Genomic DNA, 12810 nt, shown 5'->3' with positions numbered 1-12810 from the left:
CTATCTTAATTTATCACAACCTTAAACTCTAAAAAGAAAATGGAACACAACACAAACGGAAAAGGTAAAGTTTGGGACACCAACGAATCTAGTAAATGTCCTTTTACAGGTGGAGGAGCAGCAAAATTTACAGCAGGACAAGGAACAACAAATCTTGACTGGTGGCCAAATATGCTAAAAACGACTATTCTTCGTCAAAATTCTTCTCTTGCTAATCCAATGGACAAAGACTTTAATTATGCTGAAGAATTTAAAAGTTTGGATTTAAAAGCTATCAAAAATGATCTTTTTGAATTAATGACAAATTCTCAAGATTGGTGGCCAGCTGATTATGGTCATTATGGTCCATTTTTTATTCGTATGGCTTGGCACAGTGCAGGTACATATCGTACGGCTGATGGTCGTGGTGGTAGTGGCTCAGGAACACAGCGTTTTGCACCACTTAACAGTTGGCCCGATAATGCAAATCTTGATAAAGCTCGTTTATTGCTTTGGTCAATTAAGAAAAAATATGGTAAAAAAATCTCTTGGGCAGATCTTATGATTTTGGCAGGAAATTGTGCTTTAGAGTCAATGGGACTACAAACTTTTGGTTTTGCAGGTGGACGTGAAGATGTATGGGAACCAGAACAAGATATTTATTGGGGTTCGGAAGGCGAATGGTTAGGAGACAAACGTTATTCAGGTGACAGAGAATTAGAAAATCCATTAGCAGCCGTTCAGATGGGACTTATTTATGTAAATCCTGAAGGACCAAATGGAAAACCTGACCCATTAGCATCAGCAAAAGATATTCGTGAAACGTTTGCAAGAATGGCAATGAACGACTACGAAACTGTTGCTCTTATTGCAGGAGGACATACATTCGGAAAAACACATGGCGCAGCAGATCCAGGAAAATATGTAGGAATGGAACCAGCAGGAGCAGCTATTGAAGAGCAAGGAACAGGATGGAAAAATACATACGAAAGTGGACATGGAGTACATACAATTACAAGTGGATTAGAAGGAGCTTGGACAACAACGCCAACAAAATGGAGTAATGATTATTTTGATCATCTATTTGGTTTTGAGTGGGAGCTTACCAAAAGTCCAGCAGGAGCGCATCAATGGAAACCAAAAAATGGAGGAGGAGAAGGAACAATTCCTGATGCTCATGATTCATCAAAAAAACACGCTCCCTTTATGCTTACAAGCGATTTGGCATTGCGTGTGGATCCAGATTATGAAAGAATTTCAAGACATTTTCATGAAAACCCAGCTGAATTTGCTGATGCTTTTGCTCGTGCTTGGTACAAACTGACTCACCGTGATATGGGACCTGTTTCTCGTTATTTGGGAGAGGAAGTTCCGACTGAAGAACTTTTATGGCAAGACCCAATTCCTGCTCGTGATTATGATTTGATTGATGAAAATGATGTTAATTCTTTAAAATCTAAAATTCTTAATTCTGGACTATCTATTTCTGAATTAGTTTCTACGGCTTGGGCTTCGGCTTCTACTTTCCGTGGTTCGGACAAGCGTGGTGGTGCAAATGGTGGTCGTCTTCGTTTAGCTCCTCAAAAAGATTGGGAAGTAAACAATCCAACACAGTTAGCTAACGTATTGAACGTTTTTGAAGAAATCAAAAAAGGATTTGATAATGGAAACAAAAAAGTTTCTATTGCTGATTTAATTGTTTTAGGAGGTTGTGCTGCTGTTGAGAAAGCTGCTAAAAATGCAGGTCATGACATAGAAGTTCCTTTTACGGCAGGTCGTACAGATTCTTCACAAGAACAAACTGATGTAGATTCTTTCAAATTCTTAGAGCCACAAGCAGATGGTTTCCGTAACTACTCCAAAGCTGAATATACATTATCAGAAGAAGAATTATTGATTGATAAAGCTCAATTATTGACTTTGACTGCTCCTGAAATGACTGTTTTGGTAGGTGGAATGCGTGTCTTGAATACAAATTTTGATGGCTCTTATTATGGTATTTTTACAGAGAATAAAGAAACTCTTACAAATGATTTCTTTACAAATCTGATTGATTTTACAATGACTTGGAAAGCTAATTCTGACACTCAGAAAACATTTGAAGGCAGTGACAGAAGAACAGGACAAGTAAAATGGACAGGTTCTCGTGTAGATTTAATTTTTGGGTCAAACTCTGAACTCCGTGCTTTAGCTGAACTTTATGCGTGTGATGATGCAAAAGAAAAATTTGTACACGATTTTGTTGCAGCGTGGGATAAAGTAATGAACTTAGATAGATTTGATTTGGCTTAAATCTAACTCATTTTTTAAACTTATATTTTTTACAAAAAGATAGTCTAATTTTTTAGGCTATCTTTTTTTTATAAAAAATGTATCAAAAAAAAAGCAACTTTTGAAAAAAAGTTGCTTTTTTGTCACTCTTTGTAAAGTTTACATTGAGCTAAAATATATTGATTCAATTAAGAACAGGATTAGTGCGAAACTATAACTATTGATAACTAATTCAATTGTTTTTGTTTAGTAGTCACGACGACCACCACCAAAGTTTCCACCACCTCTGTTTTCTCTAGGAATGGCTTTTTTTACTTGGATTTCACGATCTTTAAGCTCAATACCGTTCAATTCTTCGATAGCTGCTTCGCCATCTTCTTCTGATTCCATTTCAACGAAACCAAAACCTCTTGAACGACGTGTTTCACGATCTGTGATAATTTTTGTTGATGTAACAACACCAAGTTCTGAAAATACAGCCTCTAATTCTTCTTCTGTGATAGAATAAGGCAAGTTTGATACGTAAAGATTCATAAAACTAATTAACGAGATAAAAACTAATAAATTGAAGGCTCTAAGTTGTTCCTTCGAATCAAAGATACGGAAAAATATTAGAAAACTACTATTTTTTTGTAGAACTTTCCATTTTTCATCACTTAAAAGGAAAAATTACTCAAAATCTTTTATAATAAGCAGAATAAAGTAATTAATTTGATAGATTTAACTTGATTTAGATTTGATTTTTTTACCAAATTAAATCACTCATTCAAAACAAACGAAATATAGTCATTCAATTCTTTTTGATATTCAATACGCTCTACCCAATTACTTGGAAATGATGATATTCCATTTCTAGCTCCTGCTAATGCTCCTGTGACACAAGCAATAGAATCTGAGTCTCCTTTTGTATTTACTGCTCTAATTAGTGCTTTTACAGAATCATTTGGAAACAATAAAAAACACAATAAACCAGTAGCCAAAGATTCTTCAGCAATCCAACCTTCTCCTGTATATTCACATGGGTCTGTTTCTTTATCATTTAGTTTTATAGCTTCCTTAACTTGTTGCAATATTTCTATACACTGCTCCCAACCTCTGTTTATAAAATCTAGTTCATTATAAATTCCTGCTCTTTCCCATATATTTTTGAGAATGACTATATTCTATCAACACATCAATTAATTCTGTTGGTTCTACATCTTCTATAATTTTAATAATGGCAATAGCTGTCAATTCAGAAGCTACTAAAGCAGTAGGATGAGCATGTGTTATGGCAGATTGAAATTGCGACCATTTACCAATTTGAGTATCTGTTATATTTTTATTTTTGAATTTCAATATTCCTAATGGCGTAACTCTCATATTTGCGCCACAACCTTTTGAATCTTTTGCTGTGGCTTCTTCCCATTTCATTCCTTTTTCTAGGTTTTCGCAAGATTTTAGACAAGTCATTCCAGGCGCACGATTATTTTCATCATCATTCAGCCACAAAACAAATTTATTTATTAGTTCTTTTTCAAAATTATCTCTTATCAAATTTCCTTCTTCGTAGGAATTCATAATTGCTTTAGATACAGCTATTGCCATTTGTGTATCATCAGTTACTTTTATAATATCGCCTATTGGTTCTGTAAGTCCATTATTTCCCCATTTCAATTTTATTTCCTCTACATTCATAAACTCAGTTGGATAACCAAATCCGTCTCCAATGGCTGAACCAATTAAACAGCCTTTTATTTTGTCTTTCATAATTGTATTTATTTTTTTATACAATGACAGCCTAACTTTTGTTATTAGGCTATTTTTTTATGCTGTTTTTTGAGAGTTTTTAGAATTATATAGTTTAGAAATTAAATCTTTATTTTCTTAGATTGAAATCTGTTTCTCCTGCTTTTATACACATTGCTATTACTTGGTAGAAGTCTAAAAAATCTGTTTTTTCTTCTATAACCATTTTGATCATCTTTAAAAAAGTTATAGAATTATCGTTTAATTCCCCAACATAATTAAAAAATAAACTTCTATTAGGTTCATAAAATAAATCTATTTCAGTACCAAAAACTTTTTGGTTAGAATTTAAATCTATGTATGAGTTTATAGCAGACTCTAAAAGAGTTTTGTATGTCAAAATTACTTGAGAATTATAAAGACTATCTTCTTTACATTTTATACTAAAAATATGAGGCTCCCATTGCACAGCTTTTTGTAGTAGATTTTCATCTAAATGACCACTTATCTTATTTCTTAAATGATTAGTAAATTCAAGTCTTTTCTTTAAACTTTTAGCTCGTAATATTAAATCTTTATCTTGCTTTATTATTCTATCAAAATAATTAAATGATTGACGTAAATTATCCAAAGACAAGAAATTATCTTTGAGAAGACGAAACTTCTTATTTAAATCATCACCTGAGTTTTCTAACTCCTTATGATAATTTGAAATATCATCCAGTAGAATAATAACTCTAAGATATGCTGTTTTCAACTCTTCCATACTTGTTTGTTTTTAATGTATTTCAATTCATAACGTAAATCTTTATTATTGAGTTCATTTAAAAAAACACTTTAACCAATTCCAAAAAAAACAATACCTCATCTAGCGCAAGGTTCTCCTTGTGCCTATTATTTTGTCAGCATATGCTGACGAAAAAGCCAGTACGAGATAAAATCTTGCACTAAAATATATCTTCCTCCCCCTTTTTAGAATCATTCTAATTAATATCTATAAATTGATAATTTGCTTAGTTGTGCGTAATTTTCTAGTTTAAATGGAAAGACATGTATTTTGTCTATTCATTTGTATAAAAAACACACAATCACACACCATCCTTTGTGTATTCTAACTATTTCTAACTATTTTTTGAGATATGAGTTAGTGTACTATATATCTTTTTGAAAATCTTTTACTCTTAAATAAAAAACAAAAAAATGGCTCTTTACGATTTAGATATGATGAAAAAAGTCTATGCGAACCTCAAAGGTCGTGTAGATAAAGCAAGAGAAGTAGTAGGCAGACCCTTAACTTTGTCAGAGAAAATTTTATACAATCACCTTTGGGATGGAGAAGCAACAACAGCATTCAAACGAGGAGAAGATTACGTAGATTTTGCACCAGACAGAATTGCTTGTCAGGATGCAACAGCACAAATGGCATTATTGCAATTTATGCAAGCAGGAAAAAATAAAGTAGCTGTTCCTACAACAGTTCACTGTGACCACTTGATTCAAGCAAAAGAAGGAGCTGCAAAGGATTTAGCTTTCGCAAACAAAACAAGTTCAGAAGTATTCGATTTTTTATCTTCTGTTTCTAATAAATATGGTATTGGATTTTGGAAACCAGGTGCAGGTATTATTCACCAAGTAGTTTTAGAAAACTATGCTTTCCCAGGTGGAATGATGATTGGTACAGATTCGCACACTGTAAATGCTGGTGGACTAGGAATGGTTGCTATCGGTGTTGGTGGTGCAGATGCTGTGGATGTAATGGCAGGAATGCCTTGGGAATTGAAATTTCCAAAACTAATTGGTGTAAAATTGACTGGTAAATTATCAGGTTGGTCTGCACCAAAAGATGTTATTTTGAAAGTAGCTGGTATCCTTACTGTAAAAGGTGGAACGGGTGCTATCGTAGAATATTTTGGAGAAGGCGCAAAATCTATGTCTTGTACAGGAAAAGGAACTATCTGTAACATGGGTGCAGAAATTGGAGCAACAACTTCTACTTTTGGTTATGATGAGTCAATGGAGCGTTATTTACGTGCAACAGGACGTGATGCAGTTGCTGATGCAGCTAATGAAGTAGCAGATTATTTGACAGGAGATGACGAAGTATATGCAAATCCAGAAAAATACTTTGATCAAGTAATCGAAATTAATTTAGACGAATTAAAACCACACATCAATGGTCCTTTCTCTCCAGACTTAGCTTCTGAAGCAGGAACTGACGTAAAATCAAAAGCTGAAGCAAACGGTTGGCCTTTAGATGTAGAATGGGGACTAATTGGTTCTTGTACTAACTCTTCGTATGAAGATTTATCAAGAGCTGCCTCTATAGCAAAACAAGCTGTAGATAAAGGAATTGAAGTAAAAGCTGAATTCGGAATCAATCCAGGTTCTGAGCAAGTACGTTTTACGGCTGCTAGAGATGGTTTATTAGGGATTTTTGAAGAATTAGGAGCTACTATTTTTACAAATGCTTGTGGTCCTTGTATTGGACAATGGGCAAGATACTCTGACCCTAAAAATGCACCTAAAAACTCTATCGTTCACTCGTTCAACAGAAACTTTGCAAAACGTGCCGACGGAAACCCAAATACACATGCTTTTGTAACTTCTCCTGAGTTAGTAGCTGCGATTGCTATTTCGGGTCGTTTGGATTTTGACCCTACAAAAGATACATTGAAAAACAAACATGGTGAAGACGTAAGATTTGACGAACCAACAGGTCAAGAATTGCCACCAAAAGGATTTGATGTAGAAGATGCAGGTTTCCAAGCTCCAATGGAAGACGGTTCGGGTGTAAATGTTGTAGTGGATAAAAATTCTGAAAGACTACAATTGTTAGAGCCATTTGAACCTCTAGGTTCTGACATTAAAGATGCTAAATTATTAATTAAAGCATTCGGAAAATGTACGACTGACCATATTTCTATGGCTGGACCTTGGTTGCGTTTCCGTGGACACTTAGATAATATCTCTAATAACTGTCTTATTGGTGCTGTAAATGCGTTCAACAAAGCAACTGATAGCGTTAAGAATCAACTTACTGGCGAATATGGTGCTGTTCCTGCTACGGCAAGAGCATACAAAGCTGCTGGTGTTCCTTCTATCGTTGTGGGAGACCATAATTACGGTGAAGGTTCTTCAAGAGAACACGCTGCTATGGAACCTCGTCATTTGGGAGTAGCTGCTGTAATTGTAAAATCATTTGCACGTATTCATGAAACTAACCTTAAAAAACAAGGTATGTTAGGTCTTACTTTTGCCAATGAAGCAGATTATGATTTGATTCAAGAAGATGATACTTTTACTTTTACAGATTTGAAAGATTTTGCTCCAAATAAGCAACTTACTTTAGAAGTAACTCATAAAGATGGTTCAAAAGATACTATCAAATTGAATCATACTTATAATGCAAGTCAGATTGCTTGGTACAATGAAGGTTCTGCATTGAATTTAATTAAGAAAGAAAATGCAGCTTAATTTTAATTAAGTAACACATTTTATAAATTTAGAAAAGCAAGTTCAGAAATGGGCTTGCTTTTTTATTTTTGAACTACTTGAACTTATGGGTTAATGATTTTTATGATAAATGAAGATTAAATACAATGAGAAATTTCTTTTTTTATTTTAGAAGTTGTCATTATTGATTTTTATTCAGTAAAATTGCATTCATCTTTATTTTATAATATAAATTATTGGCTAATAAGTTATGATATTTTTCATTTACTAAAATAATTTCATGCAAAAAGCAAACTATCAACATAGCGACCTTACAAAAAAAATCATAGGAGCATTTTTTACTGTTTATAACACACTAGGGCATGGTTTTTTGGAAGCTGTATATGAAAAAGCATTACATATAGAACTAACTAAAATAGGAATAAAAGCACAAACTCAAATTCCTATAAAGGTATATTATAATGACTTTGAGGTAGGACATTATTTTGCTGATATATTAGTAGAAGATAAAGTCATTTTAGAATTAAAGGCTATCAAAAATCTTTTGCCTGAACACGAAGCACAATTACAAAATTATTTAAAAGCAACTGGTTTAGATGTTGGGTTATTATTAAATTTTGGAATAGAGCCAGTATTCAAAAGAAGAACAAGACAAGTAAAATCATAAGAAAGCAGTAATTTGCATTCATCTTCATTTCATCATAAAAATCATTAACCTATAAGTTCTAGTATTTGTATTATTAACTTAAAAACATGTCCCCACAAACTACCCTCATCGTTCTTATTATTTATTTCGGAGTTTTATTTTTTATTTCTTGGCGCACTTCAAGAGGCGCAACTACCGAAACTTTTTTTACTGCCAATCGAAATGCACCTTGGTATTTGGTGGCTTTTGGAATGATTGGCGCATCGCTTTCAGGCGTTACTTTTATTTCTGTGCCAGGGCAAGTAGGAGCAAGTGCTTTTAGTTATATGCAAATTGTTTTTGGTTATCTTTTGGGATATTTAGTGATTGCCACAGTTTTGCTACCTCTCTATTACAAACACAATCTTACTTCCATTTATGAGTATTTGAATGCTCGTTTTGGTTTTTGGTCATATAAAACTGGAGCTAGTTTTTTTATATTGTCTAGAATTGTAGGTTCTGCTTTTCGTTTGTTTCTGGCTGCTGGTGTATTGCAAATTTTTCTTTTTGAGCCTTTAGGAATTCCGTTTGAAATAGCTGTTTTTGTTACAATTATATTAGTTTTACTTTATACTTTTCAAGGAGGAATCAAAACGATTGTTTGGACAGATACACTTCAAACCCTTTTTATGCTTTTGGCTGTCGGAATTACGATTATAATGATAGGAAAAGAACTAGGATTAAATTCTATTTCAGAAATTTATAGTTCTGTTTCGAATAATTCTATGAGTAAAATCTTCTTTTGGGACATTAATACGCCTAAAAACTTCTACAAACAGTTTTTAGGAGGTGCTTTTATTGCTATTACAATGACAGGTTTAGACCAAGATATGATGCAAAAAAACTTGTCTTGCAAAACGCTTGGAGAATCTCAAAAAAATATATTTTGGTTTAGTATTGTGTTAGTTTTTGTCAATTTATTGTTTTTAGCTATGGGTGCGCTTCTGTATATGTACGCAAATACAAAAGGTATAGCAATTCCAGAAAGAACAGATATGCTGTATCCAATCATTGCTAAAAATCATTTACCAGCACTTGCAGGAATTTTGTTTTTAATCGGAATTATTGCAGCAGCGTATTCTAGTGCAGATTCGGCTCTGACAGCTCTTACAACATCTTTTTGTGTTGATTTTTTAGGATTTAAAGAGTATAAAGATGCAATGACAGAAAAAGATTATACTACCCAAGAACAAACAAAAAAAACAACTCGTTTGAAAGTACAGGTAGGTTTTGCAGCCGTTTTATTTTTTGTGATTTTGGCTTTTCATTATTACAATGATAGGTCAGTTATTGATGGAATTTTTACGGCAGCAGGTTATACGTATGGACCTTTATTGGGTTTGTATGCCTTCGGAATGTTTACCAAAATAGAAATAAAAGATAAGTTTACACCATTTATTTGTGTAGTTGCGCCTATTGTTACTTTCTTTTTGGTTTCATTTATCAATAATTCGCCTAAACTTTTTGGAGGATATAAAATTGGCTATGAAGCTATTTTAATAAATGGAGGACTTACTTTTTTAGGACTTTTGTTAGCTAAGAAATAAAAACTATTTTCTATGAAAAATATCATTCTTCTTGTTTTCATTCTAGCATTTTTCTCTCAAATTTCATTTTCACAAGCTCAAAGTCAAGATAGTATTTTTGTTTCTTGTAAACGTTGGGGAGGGGATATTGAAATAGCAGAAAGTTGGAAATGGAAAATAAATAATGTAGAATTTAACCTTACTCCAGATACTCTCAAAATTCCTATTCATAAATCAAATTTTGATACAATTCTGTTTAGTGATGGAAATAAAGAGCGTATTATTCTGACAAAATTTAATAAAGGACACGTTTATAATATTCATTATAACGCTTGTTGTAGTGATTTTGATATTGTAGAAAAAAATGACTATTATGATAGTTTAGCACAAATTGAAGATATAATTATGTCTTACTATATTCACACAAGAGAACCAAGAGTTAGGTTTGAGTTATTGAATGGAGAACCGAATGATAACTTAGTAGGTGTTTTAGGTAACTTTTATTACGATGATACAATTCATGGAGAAGACTTACATAATAACAAAAAAACAAGTTATTTATCTCCTGCTACTATCTCATTTGCTGCTTATAATTACAACTTAGGTATTATTCGAAGAGCAAAGCAATTAACAACAAAAGCTGTAGATAATGATAAAGCTTTTTATGTTTACTTTTATAATTCTGAAAAAAAGGACTACTACAAAATAGAAAAGATATTTCAAATGATAGAATACCGTTTTTTTGGGAAAGAAAAACTGCTGGTTACTTATGATTATCAGACCAATAAAATGAAAATTGAAATAGAAAATTAATACTCTATACCTTCAACCCCACCACAGCAATATCATCTCGTTGTTCTGTTCCTTGTTGGTGTTGGTCTAAAGTTTCATTGAGTTTTTGTTCTTGTATTGCTAATGGTTGTGCTTTAATTTCATCCAATAAAGCAACAAATTTTTTAGAACCATATTTTTTTCTTTTGATATTATTTTGATCAGCATAGCCATCACTACTTAGATAAAATACAGTACCTTTTTCTACTGAAAAAGTATGCGATTCAAATCCTTTGTCATAGTTGGTTTTTCCTCCTACTGATTTTCTAGAACCTTTTATTGTTTTTAATTCTTGATTGGGTTCATAATAATAAAGAGGTTGCTTGGCTGCTGAAAAACTAATTTCTACTCCTTCACTTTTTCTAGTTATACGGAGAACTGAAATATCCATTCCATCAGTATTTCCTGTTTCTTCTTGTTGTAAGGCTAATCGTAATCTAGCATGAAGTTGATTTAATATTTCAGTAGGTTGAGTAGCTTTATCTGATTTTACAATTTGGTCTAATAATGAACTTCCAATAAAAGTCATGAAAGCTCCCGAAACGCCATGCCCAGTACAGTCAGCCAATACAAATATAGTTGTATTTCCTTTAGAATAAGTCCAATAAAAATCTCCAGACACTACTTGTTGAGGACGATAGATGATAAAAATATCGTTAAAATAACGGCTAATTGTAGTTAGGGTCGGTAATGTCGCATTTTGTATAAGTTGTGCAGAAGCAATGCTTTGATCAATTTTCTTTTTATAATCTAATAATTCTCCATTGGTTAATTCTAAAGAGTTTTGGTGTAAAGCTACTTGTTGTCTTTCTTGCTCTAGTTTTTCGTTGAGTCTTTGTTGTTGGAAAAAAGCAAAAAGCATAGCTACTAAAATAATAGAAATAAGTCCAATTCCAATATATGTATAGTTGGCTTGGGTTTCTTCTTCTTTTAATTGTAGGTCTTTGAGTCTTTTTTCAGCATTTGATAGTTCTAATTCTTTTTCTTTTTCTCTTTTTTCTAAGCGTTCTTGAATGAGTTCCCGATTTTGTAATTCTTTTTCATTCTGTAGTTCCCTTAATGCCTGATTTTTTTGTTCTGCTTCTAATTTTTGTTGTGTTATGGCAAGAGCCTGTTGAGTACGTTCTTTAGCCAGTCGGAAAGATTTTATCTCAGCTACTCGTAACTGTTTTTCTTGTTCTAATAACTTGAGTTCTTGTTCTTTTCTTTCTGATTCTAACTTTAATTGCTGAACAGTAAGTTGTTGCTCTTTTTTTTCAGATAATTCTTTTTGAATGGCACTTTCTTCTTTTTCTGCTTCTATCTCTTTATCAATTAAGTTTTGTTTCTTTTCTTCTTCTATTTTCTGAGTTCTTTCTAAAAAAGATTGAGATTTTTTATACGCATATTGTGCAGCTTGAAAATTATTTTCCATATTATACAATTCAGAAAGCACTTTATAAGATTCTGCTTGTAATGCATTATTCTGTAATTCTTCTCCTATTCGTATCGCTTTTTGTAAATTTTCAGAGGCTTCTATAGTATTACCATTTATCAAATAAGAAGCAGCCAAAAAATTAAGCGAACTAGCTATGCCATTTTTGTTACCTGCCTTTTTTTGCATAAAGATATTTTCCTTCAATTTATTAATAGCTGATTCTACATCTTTTAAATAAATAAGATTAGTAGCCATATTTACATAAAGTGCATTTTTATCTTCTGCATTTAAGGATTGGTTTGAATCAATCAAACGCTGATTCATATCCAATGCTTTCTGAAAATACTCATTTGCTTCCTTATTTTGACTATTTTTCTTTTTTAAATATCCTAAATTATTGAGAAGTATAGCATACTTAGGAGAATCTTCTTGATAAAAAGAAATCAACTTTGTAGTATATTCTATGGCCTTTTGAATGTTGTCTTGTTTTTTATAAATCTCTGCTAACTGATTGTAAAGAGTTAGTTTTTCTTCTTCATTGGAAAGAGACAAAAGTAGGTGATAGGTTTTTTCTGCTTGTTGATAATTGCTGGTAATAGTTTGTAGGTTGCCTATTTTTTCTAAAACATTTTTTTCCTCTTGACTAGATAACTTATTGCTATTATATATTCTCTGATAATAATCTATTGCCTTATTGTATATTCTATTTTTTTCATAATAGAGAGCTATATTTTTTCTACTATTGTTTTTTTGTTCTATAGTAGTTGCATTTTCTAACTCAACAATTAAATTATCCAAACTTTGTGCCTTTACAGAAGTACAGCAAAAAACACCTCCTATAAATAGTAAAAGGAATAGAGAATAAATGTTTTTTAACTTTAAAAGGATATTTATTTTCATTAAATTTTTATATACGACTA

The 12810-nt window shown here is 32.2% G+C and carries 10 protein-coding genes; 5 read left to right on the top strand and 5 right to left on the bottom strand.

From position 1 onward, the window contains the following. Window positions 1-39 precede the first annotated feature (39 nt). Window positions 40-2271, top strand: a complete 2232-nt coding sequence (katG, locus tag V9L05_RS06025; RefSeq protein WP_338814777.1) for a catalase/peroxidase HPI — start codon at window positions 40-42, stop codon at window positions 2269-2271. A 225-nt stretch (window positions 2272-2496) separates the two neighbouring features. Here katG and V9L05_RS06020 read toward each other — a convergent pair whose 3' ends face one another. From V9L05_RS06020 to V9L05_RS06005, 4 genes are all read right to left on the bottom strand, one after another. After that, complete coding sequence (locus V9L05_RS06020) at window positions 2497-2784, bottom strand: RNA-binding protein (protein ID WP_338794150.1); 288 nt, start codon at window positions 2782-2784, stop codon at window positions 2497-2499. 224 nt (window positions 2785-3008) lie between these two features. Then, on the bottom strand, window positions 3009-3329 hold the full coding sequence (locus V9L05_RS06015) for an ADP-ribosylglycohydrolase family protein (RefSeq protein ID WP_338815415.1): 321 nt from the start codon (window positions 3327-3329) through the stop codon (window positions 3009-3011). 37 nt (window positions 3330-3366) lie between these two features. Next, on the bottom strand, window positions 3367-3999 hold the full coding sequence (locus tag V9L05_RS06010) for an ADP-ribosylglycohydrolase family protein (protein ID WP_338814776.1): 633 nt from the start codon (window positions 3997-3999) through the stop codon (window positions 3367-3369). Window positions 4000-4108: 109 nt separating this feature from the next. Beyond that, a complete protein-coding gene (locus V9L05_RS06005; RefSeq protein WP_338814775.1) occupies window positions 4109-4744 on the bottom strand; it encodes a hypothetical protein in 636 nt (211 codons plus the stop codon). A 434-nt stretch (window positions 4745-5178) separates the two neighbouring features. On the opposite strand from V9L05_RS06005, the gene V9L05_RS06000 reads away from it, so the two are divergent. The 4 genes from V9L05_RS06000 (at window position 5179) to V9L05_RS05985 (ending at window position 10455) form a co-directional block, all read left to right on the top strand. Continuing rightward, window positions 5179-7452 (top strand): aconitate hydratase, encoded by a 2274-nt coding sequence (locus V9L05_RS06000; RefSeq protein WP_338814774.1) that lies wholly within the window; start codon window positions 5179-5181, stop codon window positions 7450-7452. A 259-nt stretch (window positions 7453-7711) separates the two neighbouring features. Next, on the top strand, window positions 7712-8098 hold the full coding sequence (locus V9L05_RS05995; protein WP_338814773.1) for a GxxExxY protein: 387 nt from the start codon (window positions 7712-7714) through the stop codon (window positions 8096-8098). Window positions 8099-8184: 86 nt separating this feature from the next. Then, window positions 8185-9663 carry a sodium:solute symporter gene (locus V9L05_RS05990; protein ID WP_338814772.1) on the top strand — a complete coding sequence of 493 codons (1479 nt, stop codon included), beginning with the start codon at window positions 8185-8187 and terminating at the stop codon, window positions 9661-9663. 12 nt (window positions 9664-9675) lie between these two features. Then, the gene (locus V9L05_RS05985; protein ID WP_338814771.1) at window positions 9676-10455 is read left to right on the top strand and encodes a hypothetical protein; all 780 of its coding nucleotides are present in this window, start codon (window positions 9676-9678) and stop codon (window positions 10453-10455) included. Between the two features lie 4 nt (window positions 10456-10459). Here V9L05_RS05985 and V9L05_RS05980 read toward each other — a convergent pair whose 3' ends face one another. Then, window positions 10460-12790: a tetratricopeptide repeat protein gene (locus tag V9L05_RS05980; protein WP_338814770.1), complete on the bottom strand. Its 2331-nt coding sequence runs from the start codon at window positions 12788-12790 to the stop codon at window positions 10460-10462. Window positions 12791-12810 lie beyond the last annotated feature (20 nt).

The organism is Bernardetia sp. Wsw4-3y2 (assembly GCF_037126295.1).
Taxonomy (GTDB): Bacteria; Bacteroidota; Bacteroidia; order Cytophagales; family Bernardetiaceae; genus Bernardetia.
Note: the sequence above shows the minus strand (reverse complement) of the source record. Positions and strands in the feature narration are given on the sequence as shown.